This is a genomic window from Clostridium sp. LS (assembly GCF_002760435.1).
Classification (GTDB): Bacteria; Bacillota; Clostridia; order Clostridiales; family Clostridiaceae; genus Clostridium.
The window spans coordinates 1-16,132 of record NZ_AUUU01000260.1 but is presented as its reverse complement, the minus strand read 5'-3'; the positions used below and the strand labels follow the sequence as shown (position 1 = coordinate 16,132).

Annotated in this window: 14 protein-coding genes; 1 reads left to right on the top strand and 13 read right to left on the bottom strand. The window is 31.3% G+C overall.

From position 1 onward, the window contains the following. Nucleotides 1–753: 753 nt before the first annotated feature. The 3 genes from COL3_RS28200 to COL3_RS28190 all read right to left on the bottom strand — a co-directional run bounded on the left by COL3_RS28200 (nucleotide 754) and on the right by COL3_RS28190 (nucleotide 5,095). Nucleotides 754–1,953, bottom strand: coding sequence for an FprA family A-type flavoprotein (locus tag COL3_RS28200; protein ID WP_008418684.1), 1,200 nt, complete (start codon nucleotides 1,951–1,953; stop codon nucleotides 754–756). 153 nt (nucleotides 1,954–2,106) lie between these two features. Further along, complete coding sequence (locus COL3_RS28195; protein WP_008418685.1) at nucleotides 2,107–4,011, bottom strand: acyl-CoA dehydrogenase family protein; 1,905 nt, start codon at nucleotides 4,009–4,011, stop codon at nucleotides 2,107–2,109. Nucleotides 4,012–4,513: 502 nt separating this feature from the next. After that, on the bottom strand, nucleotides 4,514–5,095 hold the full coding sequence (locus COL3_RS28190; protein WP_008418687.1) for a LysE family transporter: 582 nt from the start codon (nucleotides 5,093–5,095) through the stop codon (nucleotides 4,514–4,516). 180 nt (nucleotides 5,096–5,275) lie between these two features. Between COL3_RS28190 and COL3_RS28185 the strand changes: the two genes are divergently transcribed. Then, nucleotides 5,276–6,166, top strand: a complete 891-nt coding sequence (locus COL3_RS28185) for a LysR family transcriptional regulator (protein WP_008418689.1) — start codon at nucleotides 5,276–5,278, stop codon at nucleotides 6,164–6,166. A 156-nt stretch (nucleotides 6,167–6,322) separates the two neighbouring features. Here COL3_RS28185 and COL3_RS28180 read toward each other — a convergent pair whose 3' ends face one another. From COL3_RS28180 to COL3_RS28135, 10 genes are all read right to left on the bottom strand, one after another. Next, nucleotides 6,323–7,192 (bottom strand): NADAR family protein, encoded by an 870-nt coding sequence (locus tag COL3_RS28180; RefSeq protein WP_008418690.1) that lies wholly within the window; start codon nucleotides 7,190–7,192, stop codon nucleotides 6,323–6,325. Between the two features lie 50 nt (nucleotides 7,193–7,242). Then, nucleotides 7,243–7,866 (bottom strand): DUF47 family protein, encoded by a 624-nt coding sequence (locus COL3_RS28175; protein WP_008418692.1) that lies wholly within the window; start codon nucleotides 7,864–7,866, stop codon nucleotides 7,243–7,245. Between the two features lie 16 nt (nucleotides 7,867–7,882). After that, a complete protein-coding gene (locus COL3_RS28170; protein ID WP_008418695.1) occupies nucleotides 7,883–8,923 on the bottom strand; it encodes an inorganic phosphate transporter in 1,041 nt (346 codons plus the stop codon). A 344-nt stretch (nucleotides 8,924–9,267) separates the two neighbouring features. Further along, nucleotides 9,268–9,855 carry an ACP phosphodiesterase gene (locus COL3_RS28165; RefSeq protein WP_008418698.1) on the bottom strand — a complete coding sequence of 196 codons (588 nt, stop codon included), beginning with the start codon at nucleotides 9,853–9,855 and terminating at the stop codon, nucleotides 9,268–9,270. A gap of 98 nt (nucleotides 9,856–9,953) precedes the next feature. Continuing rightward, nucleotides 9,954–11,987 carry a phenylalanine--tRNA ligase subunit beta gene (gene pheT / locus COL3_RS28160; RefSeq protein ID WP_008418701.1) on the bottom strand — a complete coding sequence of 678 codons (2,034 nt, stop codon included), beginning with the start codon at nucleotides 11,985–11,987 and terminating at the stop codon, nucleotides 9,954–9,956. A gap of 23 nt (nucleotides 11,988–12,010) precedes the next feature. Next, nucleotides 12,011–13,024: a phenylalanine--tRNA ligase subunit alpha gene (gene pheS, locus COL3_RS28155; RefSeq protein WP_008418702.1), complete on the bottom strand. Its 1,014-nt coding sequence runs from the start codon at nucleotides 13,022–13,024 to the stop codon at nucleotides 12,011–12,013. A gap of 419 nt (nucleotides 13,025–13,443) precedes the next feature. Further along, nucleotides 13,444–13,626 carry a hypothetical protein gene (locus tag COL3_RS28150; protein ID WP_008418704.1) on the bottom strand — a complete coding sequence of 61 codons (183 nt, stop codon included), beginning with the start codon at nucleotides 13,624–13,626 and terminating at the stop codon, nucleotides 13,444–13,446. A gap of 19 nt (nucleotides 13,627–13,645) precedes the next feature. Then, nucleotides 13,646–14,008 (bottom strand): DUF4180 domain-containing protein, encoded by a 363-nt coding sequence (locus COL3_RS28145; protein WP_008418706.1) that lies wholly within the window; start codon nucleotides 14,006–14,008, stop codon nucleotides 13,646–13,648. Nucleotides 14,009–14,022: 14 nt separating this feature from the next. Beyond that, the gene (locus COL3_RS28140; RefSeq protein WP_008418708.1) at nucleotides 14,023–14,511 is read right to left on the bottom strand and encodes a helix-turn-helix domain-containing protein; all 489 of its coding nucleotides are present in this window, start codon (nucleotides 14,509–14,511) and stop codon (nucleotides 14,023–14,025) included. A 527-nt stretch (nucleotides 14,512–15,038) separates the two neighbouring features. After that, nucleotides 15,039–15,911 (bottom strand): alpha/beta fold hydrolase, encoded by an 873-nt coding sequence (locus COL3_RS28135; RefSeq protein WP_008418710.1) that lies wholly within the window; start codon nucleotides 15,909–15,911, stop codon nucleotides 15,039–15,041. Nucleotides 15,912–16,132: the final 221 nt, after the last annotated feature.

Sequence of the window (16,132 nt, the reverse complement as noted above, 5' to 3'; positions counted from 1 at the left end):
TTGCATAGCAAATAAAATTAATTTTTACTAAATGAACTTATAAATAAGTTTAAGTAACAAAATAATAAGTATTTTATATGTACGTACAAGTTTGGATATATTGAATTATAAATATAGTGGTCTCCACCAATAATATTCTACTTGCAGTAAGATGAGTATATAATATACGCCTTATTTAACAAGCAATCTTGAAATATTTTGGATTTTTTTTAAGGTTAAAGCGGCCGCAAACCAATCACAACAAGTTTACCATTTATATCGTTCATCTTAAATCTTTCACAACATAAAGAGAAAACCTTTGTCTATTATTTAACAATATTATAATACGTCTTTTCTTTGAATAATTCAAGATATTTTGTCAAAAAAATTTCTTATTCTAAAAAAAAGTGGAAGTTAAACTTATTGAAAAGTCGAAATTATTGAAACTTGCGCATAAAAATTGACCTAAACAGTCAATTGATAGAGGACTCTATACATAAGAATTTTTAAACATTATCAATAAGAGGTTAATAAAAAGAGCATAAAGAATTCCAAAAATATTTCACCTTTAAATATCGCAGGTAAATCGTTATCCATTTAACAAAATCCAAAACAATAACACCGTACATGTTTCAATACAAGTTAAAGCTATGTGTTTGTTTAATTTTTCATATCAAAACGAAAGAGATTTCTTTTAGCTTTTTTAAGCATAAATTAAAATAAAGATTAGCCCATGAATCTAATCATGAGTTAATCTTTATATTTTCTAAAAACTTATTTCATGGATTCTAGTATACTATTAACAATAGAATCCATTGAATCCTCGTCACTTTCTTTCATGCTAGAATTAATTGACATATCACAATCTAGAATAGTCATGTCTTTCATTTGTCCTATTAGTTCACGCATTAGCTTGCCTGATTGAGGAGCCCATGAACCATTTTCTATAAGAGCAAATGTACGTTTTTGAAGATTTAATGCTTTCATATCTAATATATAATCGTGCATTGGTGGATATATATTTAAATTATAAGTTACAGATGCAAGTACAATATGGCTGTATTTGAATGAATCAGAAATTAAATATGAAACATGAGTACTTGAAACATCATACATAGCCACGTTAGTCATCCCCTTTTTAACTAACCTTGTTGCTAAGTCATTGGCTGCAGCCTCTGTATTTCCATACATTGATCCATAAACAATTACTACTCCTTTTTCTTCAGGTTCGTAACTGCTCCATTTATCATACTTATCAAGTAGATAAGCAAAATCATTACGCCATACAGGCCCATGAAGTGGGCAGATAATCTTAATGTCTATAGTTCCTGCTTTCTTTAACAAAGCTTGGACATGAGGTCCGTATTTTCCTACTATGTTTGTATAATATCTTCTAGCATCATCAATCCAATCGCGATCAAAATTCACTTCATCATTAAACAGCTTTCCATCCAAAGCTCCAAAGGAACCAAATGCATCAGCTGAAAAAAGTACTCCATTAGTAGTATCAAAGGTTACCATTGCCTCTGGCCAGTGTACCATTGGTGCGGCAACAAATACTACATTGTGCTTTCCAAAGGACATTGTATCTCCTTCTTTAACCTCTGTTACTATGCCATCTATATCAAAACCAAACTGACGCATGAACAAAGATGCTTTTTCAGTACATATAATCTGTACGTCTGGATAACGGATAACAATTTCTTCAATACAAGCTGCATGATCAGGCTCCATATGGTTAATTACCATATAGTCTAAAGTTCTTTCCCCTAGAACCCCTTTAATATTTTCAAGGAATTGTCGGCAGATTGACCAATCTACAGTATCAAATAATACTGTTTTCTCATCTAAAAGTAAATATGAGTTATATGAAACACCCCTTGGAATAGGATGAACATTTTCAAAAAGAGCAAGACGACGATCATTGCCTCCAACCCAATAAAGATCTTCAGTTATTTCTCTAACGCAATACATGGATAATCCTCCTTTATACCCAAAAATTTTTTATCCGATAGCTAGCATCCGTAACACTCCCACTTCTTCAAGTGCGACCTAACGGCTGCACGCTCCTGGACAAGGTGCCCCTTGAGGGCGTAAGTTCAACTAAATTTCACTTGATTGTATGTCTTAGATTTCTATAAACATATCCTTTTCTTCACCACAAGCCGGGCAAGTCCACTCATCTGGTATGTTTTCAAAAAGTGTACCTGGAGTTACTTCTCCTTCTAAATCTCCTTCTCCTGGATCATATTCATAGCCACATCCATTACATACATAATGCTTCCAAGTTGGAGCAACTTTTTTTACTACAGCCCTCTTGATCTTTTTCATAGGTGGCGCCTCTTTCTTTGCCTCACCGTTATCTAAAGCTGCAGTTAGTAGTGGTAATACTTCCTTCAAGTCACCAACTATTCCATAATCAGCATTCTTAAAGATTTTTGCATTTGGATTAATATTTATAGCAACTATTGTAGATGCATCTTTTATACCTTTTAAATGTTGACCTGCTCCCGAAATACCGCAGGCAATATAAAGATTTCCTTTAAACTTTTGACCTGACATACCTACATATCGATCTATTGGCACATATTTTAATGTTTCAGCTACAGGACGTGAAGAACCTATTGCTGCACCAGCTTGAACTGCTAAATCTTTTATAAGGTACATATTTTCCTTCTCTCCTATACCTTGACCTACGCTGACTACTCTTTCTGCTTTACTTATTGGAGTATCTATAGGAATTCCAACAGTAAAATCATATCCGTCTTTCTTAAGAGCCTCTACAAGAGTATTTACTCTTTCTTCTAGAGTTCCATCCTTAAAAATTACTTTTTTACGATAACCTGTAGCAGGTTCCCTTGAAGTTTTTGCTGCCTGCTCTGTCTTTGGCATTTTACCTATAATATTAGCTGCAATAACAACTCTTTGAATTTCATTAGTTCCTTCGTATATAGTGCAAATTTTAGCATCTCTGTAGGCACGTTCAACTTCCATTCCTTTAAGGTACCCACTTCCACCAAAGATTTGAAGAGCATCATTGACAATCTCAAGACAAACATCTGAAGCATATTGTTTAGCCATAGCAGCTTCCATACTGTAATGTTCATGATTTTCCTTAAGCTCTGCTGCGCTATAAACAAGGAATCTAGCAGCCCTAAGTTTTGTAGCCATATCTGCTAGTTTAAAAGCGATTATTTGCTGCTGACAAATAGGTTTACCAAATTGAACTCTTTCTTTTGAATACTCTAAGGCATTCTCATATGCGCCTTGAGCTATTCCTAAAGCTTGGGCAGCAATACCTATACGTCCACCATCTAAAGTAGACATAGCAATCTTGAAGCCATCGCCTTCCTTACCTAATAAATTTTCCTTTGGCACTTTTACATCATTAAAAATTAACTCTGCAGTAGCTGAAGAACGAATTCCCATTTTGTCATAATGTTTACCAAAACTGAAACCTTCCCAGCCTTTCTCAACGATAAATGCACTAATGCCACGTGTACCAATGTCTGGTGTAGTCACTGCAAAAACAATATAAATGTCTGCCTCACCACCATTAGTGATGAATATCTTTTCTCCATTTAAAATATAATAATTCCCATCTAATACAGCAGTTGTTTCTGTTCCTCCTGCATCGCTACCTGCATTTTCTTCTGTTAGTCCAAATGCACCAAGTTTTTCTCCTTTTGCAAGTGGCACTAAGTATTTTTGTTTTTGCGCCTCAGTTCCAAATGCAGCAATTGGATATGTTCCAAGTGATGTGTGAGCAGATAAAATTACTCCAGTTCCCCCATCAACTCTTGATAATTCCTCTACAGCAATTGCATAGCTGATTACATCTAAACCTTCCCCTCCATATTCTTTAGGATATGGAATTCCCATTACTCCCATATCAGCCAGCTTTTGAACTACTTCTGAAGGAAATTTATTTTCCTGGTCCAACATAAATGCAATAGGCTTAACTTCCTCTTCAGCAAACACTCTGATTTTTTCCCTTAAGTTTTCATGTTGTTCTGTAGTCTTAAAAAACATAAATACACCTCCCATAAATTATACGGTCTCACTAACGTCATTCTATGAAATCTGCAAAACCACATTACTCGATACCATAAGTAAAAATACCTCAAACTTAATCAATCTTTGTATTCCTTTTCATTATTGAAAATTATACAGTTAATATTCTTACTTACTCAACCATTTTCTCAACACATTCCTTAAATGTATACCTGAACCGTATACTTTAATTGTATACCTCATAAGTATACTTTTCAAGTGCTTCATTATCCATTTATAACCATTATAGCCAATAAAAACTTGTATTTTCCTATCTTTTGAACTCATAACCCCTTTTTCTCTTATTAGCTTTCAAAAGCAACGTTTTTCATTCTGTTAAATTATTTTATGTCCATCCTCCTCGTCTAGCTTAATCAATATTTAATATTCAGCTATATTGTATATCAACACTTATAATTATGCTGTTTTTAATACTATTATTAATTTAATTTGGCTTTAAATAAAATTATATTTTAACTCCTTATATTATTAAAGTAATTGCAGAATAGACTAATAGCAGTGCCATTATTATGTTAGCTGCAATTCTATATTTTTCAAAAAATCCCTGAAATACTGCACCAAAGATTGCCCAAGCGAAAACTCCAGAACATCCAAAAACTGTGATTAATAACGTAAAAGCTCCAATTGAGAAAAAAGAACTATAGAAAGGTATTATAAAAGTAGAAAAGGCTGTTATGCCATATAATATAATTTTTACATTTACAAATTGCAGAATAAATCCTGTGCTAAAGCTGTCTGTATTTTCTATATTCTCCTCATTGGATTGTGATTTGCTTTTAACAACATGCCACGCTAGCCACAAAATATATCCTACTCCAATATAAGTCATAGCAGGTTTAATCGTTGGAATGATGTTTACAAGAATCACACTAAAAAAGCTGCATAATACCATTACTGATAAAAAACCAGCGAAAATTCCTTGAATTAATTTAATACTCTTTTTCAATCCAAACTTACTTGTATTAGACATGGCCAATATATTATTTGGCCCTGGTGTAAATGCTGTTAAAAGAGTAAAAGTCAAAAATGCTGCTAAATTCATGATATAATTCTCCTTCTAATAATATTTTCCATAATACTTGTCCTAGATTTAATCTTCGAATATCTCCTTTCGTTAATTTATACTATCAGACCACTATATATTTGTAAAATTGATATTTTCAAATTGACAATTCATTTTTTTCAATATATTATGTAGATTATACAGATTGGAGTGATATATATGGATATAAGGCACTTTAAAACATTTAAATGTATTGTTGAAGAAGGCAGTTTTTCAAATGCAGCATTAAAGATTGGATACACTCAATCTACTGTTACATCACAAATTCAACAGCTAGAACAGGAACTTTCAATAAAATTATTCGAAAAAATAGGCCGCAATATGGTATTAACTCCATTGGGAAAAGACCTAATAACATATACGGATGAATTGCTTGAAACGGTAAAAAAAATTGAAAGCATAGGGAAAGATGAAAATATACCTAAAGGGGAATTAAAAATTGCAATAGCTGACTCATTAATGTCCTATAAATTACAGGATGTGCTTAGTTTATTTAGACAAAAAGCTCCTGATGTAAGCATTTCTATAGTTTCATTAAATTGCTATGTGATTAATGAAATGTTGCTTAAGGGTGAGGTAGACATTGGTTTACTTTATGATGTGGGAACTCATAAAGAAAATCTGACTTCTGTTCAATTAACTGAATTTCCTCTAGTCCTAGTATGTTCACCTTTATTTGAACATGAAAAAGTTGACTTTAGCACGCCAAATCAAATAATAAATACAAGCCTTATTATTAATGAACCTAATTGTATTTATAGAAGAATATTTGAAAATTATCTTCGCAGTAACAATATAGCCTTAAATAACACCATAGAGCTATGGAGTATTGAAGCAATTAAAAATTGTGTTTCAAGTAATTTAGGAATATCTTTCTTGCCTCGTTTTGTAGTTGAAAATGAGCTTAAAAATAAAAAATTGAAAGAAATTCATGCAAACTGCTCCGATACTAAAATTACAGCTATATACTCTTATCACAAAAACAAGTGGATTAGTCCTGCAATGTCATTGTTTATGCAGTTAATAAGCGAAAACTTTGAAAGCAAATAAATAACCGAAAAAGTTATCATTCTTATAAAATGAAATCAAAAATAGTAGTTACCCAATTCATATAATTGGGTAACTACTATTTTTAAGTATCAAATCAAATAGCGATATCAATTGACTATATTATATGGTGCACGCATAATAATCATAATAAAACTGTCATCCAAACAATTTATTAATCATAGCAAAATCAAGCTTATCATAATTATTATAAATCCTTAAAATTTCTTCCCTAACTTCCATTAATGCAAAACCTAATAAATTTGCTCCTTCCCAAGCACATGGGTTTTCCCTATTTTCAAAATCGTACGTTCCTATTCCCCAAATATTATCATAAGCACTAGCATTAACTAAAACTTTATCTCTTGTATCTGTTAGAAATTGTCTTAATTCATGATTTTGACCAAACTTTGCATAATTACCATTAAGGATGATAGCATACCTTCTTTTAATCCATAACTTCTCATTAAAATTTTTAACGTCTCTTCCTACTTCCTGCATTATCAATTGATTAGAAGTTTTCATTATCTTTTCCAAGGCTTCATTATCATTGAAAAGTCTAGCTTTTTCTGCCATCATGTATTGTTCCATACAGGAATAATCATTCGAATCAATTCTAAAATTAGATTTCCACCATTGACTTAAGCAGCTTTCAGTAATATTTCCATCCTTGCTAGGCTGATGACCAGAAAAAAACAGGTATTCTAAATTTTTGCCATCCTTATAATCGCCTTTTAAACAATCTATGTTATAGTCAATTTCACCATCTCTATTCCAAAGAAGAATATTGCTATCATATATATCCTCGGAATCATCTCTATCGTAAAAACCAAGCCATCCCTTTGGCTCTGGAAACATACCTTGAAACGCATCCTTTTCCTCTGCAGTCAAATTGCCGTACCAGTTAATAAACTCACAAATATACCTCTCTCCCCTGCCCATTTTCCATCCAGCACTATGCCTTCTCATATCTGGAAACATAAGCCATGGGGGTGCCATAGGATTATTAATATTAAAGTTTTCTTTCATAAATTCACCCCAAAACCATATAATACAAAATCACATCAAGATTTTTCAAGCTATACCCTTCTAACAATTATCCTATGAAGTATATCAACTGTGTACTCTAAGTAGGTGGAAGCATCTTTTATATGATGGTATACTTCTCTTTGTTTTAGAGCATGCATTGGGTCATTACCCTTAAACACTTCAGTCATTCCATCTCGGTAAAGGTGTTCCACTTCAACATGTGTTTCTCTCATTTTAATAATGTTTTGTTGAGATTTTATTGGATTGCTTTCTAGAATTGTTAATGACTCAAATAGATAATCTGTACCTTCCTTAATCTTTTTCACCATATTTACAATCACATTATTTGCATCAACTTCATAAGCTTCCATTGATTCTAACGTTGATTTAGCAAACTCAATTACTTTATCCATTTCAACAGAAATAGAATAAATATCTTCCCTATCAAATGGTGTTATAAACGCCTCTATTAATTTACTTTCCATATCCAGTCTAACTTCATCAGCTTCCTTCACATATCTAAAAAGTTCTTCCTTTTCATTCTTTGACCTGCTGCTTAACCATTTGTATAACATATTAATACCTAGCATATTGAGTTCTGCCTGTTTATTTAACATTCCGTAAAAATCATATTTAACTGGAAATAACCTATCAAGAACATTTCTTTTATCCATGTTTTTTCACCTCACCTTATATTACTTTAAAAATATAATTACATAATATATATATTAATGCAGAAACTACTGCAGATAGCGGTATTGTTATAAACCACGCTAAAATAATCTCCTTAGCTACACCCCAATGAACCATTCTATATTCATCAGCCGCGCCAACTCCCATAACACTTCCAACTACCACATGGGTAGTTGACACAGGTGCTCCACTAAAAGTTGCTAGTAATAATGACCCTGCAGAAGCCAATTGAGAATTTAAACTATGTATACCTCTTATTTTATATATTCCTCTGCCTATGGTTCTCATTATTGTCCACCCTCCAAACATTGTTCCAATAAACATTACAAGTCCCCCAGCTACTCTTACCCAAAGAGGTGTTGAAGCTACACTATTCCCTGCAATAAGTGCTAAGGTTATTATTCCAATTATTTTTTGAGTGTCATTTGCACCATGACTATAGGCTAGGGCTGCTGCTATTCCTAATTGCAGTTTATTTAGAGTATTATTTAATGTATATTTCGCATTTCTTAAAAGCAATATCATAACTTTTTGAAGAATATATGCAACTATAAATCCAAGCATGGGTGAAATTATTAAACCTGCTACTACTTTTGCAATTCCAATTAGTTGATGATGCTTACCAACTAGTTCATTCCAGCCCCATAGTATATGCTTGTAACCAGAAGAAACCCACACTGAGCCAATAATCCCCCCTATCAAAGCGTGTGTTGAGCTTGAAGGCAATCCTAATCGCCAAGTAACCAAATTCCATATAACAGCTCCTGTAATTGCTGCAAAAAGTATTGTAAGTAATGAAATATTCACTGGTAAGTCTATAACCTTAGTTATAGTATCCATTACTGCACTGCCACCGAATATAGAACCAATCATTCCAAAAATTGACGCAATTGCTATTGCCTGCTTTGGAGTTGCTGCACCACTAACAATACAAGTTGCAACAACAGAACTTGCATCATGCAGCCCATTCGAAAGTGCAAAAATAAGTGCTACTAAAATTACTGCTATTACAATTACAGTTATACTGATAGACACCATCTACAAATCCTCCTAATCCTCTTATAATATTCAAATTTTATTTACGTATTTAATACATCTTTGGTTTCTTTACATTCTCACATCCTATTACTAAAATCATTTTTACCTTAAAACATTTTCATTGCTTTCAATTATAGCATATTATGTAAATACAATCTGTTTTAAATAAATATTTTCTTTATTTCTAATTATTACATATGATTTTTAATCTTAACTAAATTTATCTTTAACATTCTGTTAAAAATATGCTGTACAGATAGCTGTCTAACTGCAGATTCTCAAATCAAAATAACTCACGGCAATATTAAATTGTCGTAAGTTTTATATTAAAGGCAGATACACAGTTAAAGCTTTACTTTAAGTTCATTTGCATATTCAATTGCGTGAGGATAAAAACTTTTAAAGTCATTTTCAAGACTATCATAATTACTAATTAATTCATCTATAGGATTTATTAGCGGGTGCCTTGTATTTGAAAATCTTTTAGAAATTCGCTCTACTGATCTTTGAATACCACTTATATCTCTATAAGAAAGAAGCCAGTTTTCTTCTATCATAAACGGCATTCTTCTTTTTAATTTATCTGGAAGACAGTAAGAAAACTTTTTAAGGGTCTTATAAAAATTATCTGCGTATTCTTCTAATGATACTAAAGAATAATCATGCCAGTTCTTAGCTAAAAAATGATCATAAAACATATCAATTAGTACTCCTGCAAGACGTCTATTAGTACTGGAAACCCTTTTTCTACTCCTTAAAAAATCTGGATGAGAATCCGTAAAAGTATCGAGTTTTTTATGCATAAAAATTCCCTGCTTTATGGAGTATTCAAATTCATCTTCTTGTGACTTACTAACAAAATCCCCCAGAAAATTTCCCAACATATTTTCTTCACTATTACCCGAAAGATATATATGAGCTAAATAATTCATTTTTTCTCCTTTCAAATCCTTTTACATAATACCACAATATATATCATAATACATTATTACAATTCCTTTCAATCAGCCATTATAATTCATAGCACTTTTTAATTAATATTTCTTAAATTTAGTCCATTTATATTTAAATGCTTTATAAAAAGTTCCTTTACCTTATTTATTTCTTCAATCTGTAAAGTTCTATTAATATCACCAATTACAATTCTAATAGTCGTACTCTTCATGTCCTTTGGAATGTTTTCACCTATATAAGTTTCTATATATTTAGTCTCAATTACTAATTCATTAATGAATTTACTTACCAATTTCCCTATATCACAGTAAGGCATATCCATTGGAGTCAAAATACTGAAATCAAGATACGTCTCAGGATATTTATAAATAGGTTGATATTTAATTTCATTCCTTTCAAGGTCACTTACTACTTCTAAATCAATATCTAATATATTTACAACATGTTTTCTGCTAATTAATCCCACAGTTGCTTCAGGTATTGAATATATATACCCCAATTTCTTATTATTGTAGTTAATGCTTAAACAATGCTCCTTATTAGTATCCTTTACTTGGATGTATCTTGCTTCAATATTTTTTATGCTTCTTAGTAAATAACTACAAATACCTTTAACATATCTATAAACTTCTTCTTCATCTTTCCTGCTATATATTGATGCTGTTAAATGTTTAGGCTGTGTCAGCTCTCCATCTTTCACTAAGAATACCCTTCCTATTTCAAAGATACTAATCTCTTCATAATTTTTTCTATTATTATAAATTATCTTTAATAAATTAGGTACTATATCACTTCTAAGCTTTTCAAATTGTTTCACACTTGAATTCACTATTTTTAGACACTCTTTATATTCATTTCCAAGCTTATTAATCCAATTATTATCGTACCAGGAATATGATTGAACTTCATTGAAATTAAATTTCTTTACCAATGTATCCTTTATGGAATATTCTATATCCTTCGCAATATTTTTTTTAATACATGCTGCATCTGCTTTATAAGGACTTCCTTTTATATTGTCATATCCATATACCCTAAGAATCTCCTCTATTATATCCGCTTTGCATGTAATATCTTTAGTTGCTCTAAATGTTGGAACTTTTATATTGTACATTTTATCCTTCTGAGCAACCTCGAATTCCAAACTCTCTAATATTTTTATCACCGTTTCTTTATTAATACCTGTTCCTAAATAAGTCTCTATATACTTATGCTCAATGCTGATATTTACATCCTTTACAGCATTAATAATATTATCATACAATGATGATTCTAATTTTATTTCCGGCTGATACTTTTGTAATAATCTTAGGAATCTTCCAATTGCAACAGTAGTAACTGCAGTATCTAAAAATTTTTCATACCTTGCACTCGCATCTGTTCTAAGCCCTATGGCTAGCGCAGTTTTTCTTATGGCAACTCCCTCAAAGGTTGCTGATTCAAGGACTATTCCTTCTGTATTTTCTGAAACAGCAGATTCTTCCCCTCCAATAATTCCTGCTATTGCTAAAGGTTTATCCTCACTGCTTATGATCAACGTATCTATTGGCAGTACCCTCTCAATTGTATCTAAAGACTTAAATTTTATTGGCTCTTTTAGTGAAGCTACCCTAATACTATCAATATCTTTTTTATCGAAGGTATGAAGGGGCTGACCAATATCAAGCATTACATAATTAGATATGTCGATTACAATATTAATTGGCCTGATGCCACACTTAGATAATCTAGTTGCAATAATTTCTGGTGACATATTTGCTTTTATATTACCGATTTTAATTGCAGAATATCTCAAACATTTTTCCCTGTCTTCAATGCTTACATTTAGAGCCTTTTCACTAATATTCTTTAGTTCCTCTTCCTCTACATAATCTATACTCTTTAATTTCCTGCCTGTGATGGCTGAAATTTCTCTTGCTATTCCATAATGACACCATAAATCTGGTCTATTAGTCAATGATTTATTATCAATTTCAAAGATCACATCACTTCCTGTGTGATATACATCTTCTATTTCAGCAGTAGTAATTGTGAATTTATTTGTAAGCCATTCCACATCTATATCTTGTAAGTTTACATAATCATTTATCCAATCTAATGATATCTTCATTAATTTTACCTTCCTCTCTATAATTAATCATATTTCAATTGCTTCAATATTTTTAAGTTACCAGAATTGAATACTCTAATATCAGGTATTCCATATTTCATCATTGCAAGTCGTGTAAGCCCAAGGCCAAAAGCAAATCCAGTATATTTTTCACTATCAATGCCTCCATATTTTAATACATTTGGGTGAATCATACCGCAAGGTAATAATTCCAACCATCCTGAGTTTTTACAAGTAGGACACCCTTTTCCACCACAAATTTCGCATTTTATATCTAATTCAAAGCCGGGTTCTACGAATGGGAAATATCCTGGTCTAAGCCTCACTGTAATATTCTTTTCAAATATTTTACTTAACATTGTTTCCATTGTATAAATTAAATTAGCAACAGATATTCCCTCATCTATTACCATCCCTTCTAGTTGGAAGAATGTATTTTCATGGGATGCATCAATATCTTCATTTCTGAAACATCTTCCTGGAATAATAGCCTTTATTGGCACTGAAAATTGTTCCATTAAATGCTGCTGGCCAGCTGAAGTCTGTGTTCTTAATACCATTCCATTTTCCAACCAATAAGTATCCTGCATATCTCTAGCTGGATGATATTTAGGGATATTTAAGGCTTCAAAGTTATAGAAATCTGTTTCAACTTCATTTGTATCAGCTATAACAAAGCCCATACCTTTGAAAATTTCTTCAATCTCCCTTTGAACAATAGTTATAGGATGATAAGTTCCTTCTTCGAATTCTAATGGCGGAAGTGTTATATCAAATTTATTTTTTAAACTATTATTTTCAAGCTCATTTTTAAGTTCTGAAATCCTTTGTGTAATATAGCCTTTAAGCTTATTTGCTTCAGCTCCTATTATTTTTCTGTCGTCAATGCTAAATTTACTTATTGATTTAAGTAAACTTGTTACTTCTCCGTTCTTACCTAAAAACTTTACTCGAAGCGCCTCAAGTTCTTCTAAGGTTTTAATGTCTTCTAAAGCTTTCATTACATTTTCTTTTAATGGGGTAATTAAATCTTCCATGTATAATCATCTCCTTTTAATTTTTTTATTTTTCCTTATAAAAATAAAAAACCTCTCATCCTAAAAAGGACGAGAGGTTAAACTCACGTGGTACCACCTTTATTATCAATCATATTTTATTTATATAAATTATATTTTATATAAATATCTAAATACATTTGATATCTCAAATAGATACAGGAATATTTTCCGATATCCTCTTTCTTTTAACGGTGAAAGTCTCCGTCTACCCTACTTGCATTTCAGCTCAAAACTCCAGAGGGAACTTCAAAACATCCTCTACTGCGGGCTCTCATCCTTCCCTGCTCTCTGTAAGCTTTAGATATATCTACTTTCCTCTATCATAGTCGTATCAATATTTATTTTTATTAATACTAGCATAACTCATATTATAAGTCAATATATTAATATTTTAAATTTTATACCCTAATTATGAATATTATCCCATTTAAATCTATTACTGATCCAATAAATGTCCTTCCATACCTTGTATTTACATATAATTTTTCATAAGCTAATGCCCACTTTTGAAGAAATAAATCATAATGTTTTAATACATCATTTTTTCCTTCTAGAGTTTTAAACACGGTATCTTTTTTCATTTTACTTTTCTCCTTAGTATTATAAGTTTGAAATCCAAATTTCAGCATCTACAATATTCTTAAATGTTCTAAAGTGATTTCCTTTGTTAGCTTCCATAATCATTTCTTTAAATCTCATATTTAGCTTTTCTTCATCTTCAATAATTACAGCTGTTTTTACATGGTAATTCATAAATTTTTGCAATGCCATACCTGCCAATCCGGTTTTAAGATTAAAGAAATCTTCAGATAATACGTTATAATGGAGCATAATTGTATAAATATCATTTTCCATGCAGCTAGATATGCAATCTATCACATCTTGCTCTGAAGAAAGTTTCCATAAGTCCGAAGTAAATTCAATATATTTATTATTATTTTTATTTACCACTCTGTAATTCAAAATATTCACGCTCCTTATAAATTAGTTTGTTCCACAAGCATAGAAATGGAACTTAGCATCTCTTCAACAAAGCTTACATTTCCCCATAATAAAACCTTTAACCTTTTTTCTTTCTCATCATATTTCATATTAATTGTTGATTTTTTCATTTTGGAATCTTTGCAATTCATTAGTGCTATAAGAGTATTAGATATTCTAAAATACTCTTCTTTATCCACTTCGCTTATATCCACAACAGTAGAAACATTTACCTTTTGCTTTTCAATTTCCTCCACTTCTCCATTGATAACAAAATCAATACTTGATTCTTCACTAATTTTTTTTTCATTTATATTAACATTATTTTTTTCCATAAAAAGACTTAAATCATGACCTGAAATTCTCCACTGCTTTCCAACTTTACTTGCTGGAAGCTTGCCCTCTGTTATAAACTTTCTTATAGTTTTGTGATGCATACCTAATATTTCTGCAATTTTATCTATTGTATAAAATTGATTCTCCATAAAAAATCTAACCTTTCAAAATTAATCTATGGTCAAATTATAATAATTCTTTCGATAATAGTCAAACACTTTATTGTACTTTGTTTAACTTTATTGTATTTTATTGAATTATAATACCTTTTATTTCGCTAAATTGTACTATAATTAATTTATTTTACCTCCATTTACCATAGTTTTACATTTTCATACTCTCTTAAATAATTTAATTTATCATGGTTAATATCATCAATAAATTTAAAAACTCTTACCTATGTTTCCAAGGTAAGAGTTTTTAATACTATAATTCATCTTTACATTTTCAAAAAATTGTTCGCCATATCAGTTGAAAGTGATAACACTTCTTTTCTTTCTAACCTATATAACAAGTTCTTTTCTTTAAAATAAGAAGTACCGCTTAGATATTTCTCATCATTTTACTTTTAATTGTTAAACCATATTATGTAAGAATATCATGAAAATGGACAGCCAATATTTTATATATATTAATTGCTTCATGTTATCTTATTCCCGTTTCTAACAGAGCATATTTAATTTAAGTACAATTCTTTATTAAGATAAGCAAGTATCTCTTTTGGTAATTGGACGTGGAATTTTTCTCTCTCAAATCCTTCCGGATCTGTTGATGGTAAAAACTTCGGATTTCTCATTGACTCGGGAAATGGACTAAGAAAAGAAAAATGACCGGCATTTGCAACTTGCCTGAAAGTAACCAGTGATTCATCCGGAATGCTCTTTAATACAGTTTCGCTATTCCGAGCGGGAGTAATTGGATCATGTTCCGCTGTTAACATAAGGATAGGGATTGTTACATTATCCAAACCATTCATGAACCAGCCTGCTCCAGGCGCAAGTAAAACTATTGCTTTAATTCTTTGGTCAGGAGTAGTTTCTATTTTTTTACCCTCTCTTGTTCTTGGAACACCACCTGCCAGTGCGAGAGCTGTGTATCCACCCATTGAATGCCCTATGACTGCTACCTTGTCACCTATAATATGTTTGCTAAAAAAACTATCTGAAAGAAGTTTATCAATTGTTAGGCTGATATGCTTTGGTCGCAAGATAAGATTTTCTTCGGTGTTTTCCAATTCATTACTATTCCTGTTGTTTCCATAATGCTCTACCATCGCTACAATAAAGCCATTTTTTGCGAGATGTGTACTAATTGTTCGATAAAGAAGATGCGAACCTCCGCTACCATGAGAAATCATGACAAGTGGAAATCTACCCGCTAATAACTTGGCATTAATACAAACATCCATTGTGTATGGACCAAATGCTATTGGGGCCGAAGACTCGTTTGTTGGATATTGCACAAGAACGTTAAAAAAAACGTCTTTGCTTTCATCTCTAATTTGAATTTCTTTACATCCAACATATGTATTAAATTGTTTGCTATTCATGCTTATCGCTCCTTAATTTTCACAGTATATATAATTAATTGTTTTCGTAAAGAAACTAATTAATACAATTATACCTTTTTTAGAACTGAATATCTATTACTTCTAATTTACAACTATGAAGTAATTATACGAAATACTGTATAATTTTAAATTAAGGGTAGTAACTCCATGCGCGTAAAGCTTAACCAGTAATCACCAAATTATAGGGGGAAGAGAGTAGC

What these genes read in the sequence shown, in the direction of transcription:
- COL3_RS28200 (WP_008418684.1), bottom strand. Translation starts at nt 1,953, where the DNA reads ATGTATTGCGTTAGAGAAATAACTGAAGATCTTTATTGGGTTGGAGGC.
- COL3_RS28195 (WP_008418685.1), bottom strand. Translation starts at nt 4,011, where the DNA reads ATGTTTTTTAAGACTACAGAACAACATGAAAACTTAAGGGAAAAAATC.
- COL3_RS28190 (WP_008418687.1), bottom strand. Translation starts at nt 5,095, where the DNA reads ATGAATTTAGCAGCATTTTTGACTTTTACTCTTTTAACAGCATTTACA.
- COL3_RS28185 (WP_008418689.1), top strand. Translation starts at nt 5,276, where the DNA reads ATGGATATAAGGCACTTTAAAACATTTAAATGTATTGTTGAAGAAGGC.
- COL3_RS28180 (WP_008418690.1), bottom strand. Translation starts at nt 7,192, where the DNA reads ATGAAAGAAAACTTTAATATTAATAATCCTATGGCACCCCCATGGCTT.
- COL3_RS28175 (WP_008418692.1), bottom strand. Translation starts at nt 7,866, where the DNA reads ATGGATAAAAGAAATGTTCTTGATAGGTTATTTCCAGTTAAATATGAT.
- COL3_RS28170 (WP_008418695.1), bottom strand. Translation starts at nt 8,923, where the DNA reads ATGGTGTCTATCAGTATAACTGTAATTGTAATAGCAGTAATTTTAGTA.
- COL3_RS28165 (WP_008418698.1), bottom strand. Translation starts at nt 9,855, where the DNA reads ATGAATTATTTAGCTCATATATATCTTTCGGGTAATAGTGAAGAAAAT.
- pheT (WP_008418701.1), bottom strand. Translation starts at nt 11,987, where the DNA reads ATGAAGATATCATTAGATTGGATAAATGATTATGTAAACTTACAAGAT.
- pheS (WP_008418702.1), bottom strand. Translation starts at nt 13,024, where the DNA reads ATGGAAGATTTAATTACCCCATTAAAAGAAAATGTAATGAAAGCTTTA.
- COL3_RS28150 (WP_008418704.1), bottom strand. Translation starts at nt 13,626, where the DNA reads ATGAAAAAAGATACCGTGTTTAAAACTCTAGAAGGAAAAAATGATGTA.
- COL3_RS28140 (WP_008418708.1), bottom strand. Translation starts at nt 14,511, where the DNA reads ATGGAGAATCAATTTTATACAATAGATAAAATTGCAGAAATATTAGGT.
- COL3_RS28135 (WP_008418710.1), bottom strand. Translation starts at nt 15,911, where the DNA reads ATGAATAGCAAACAATTTAATACATATGTTGGATGTAAAGAAATTCAA.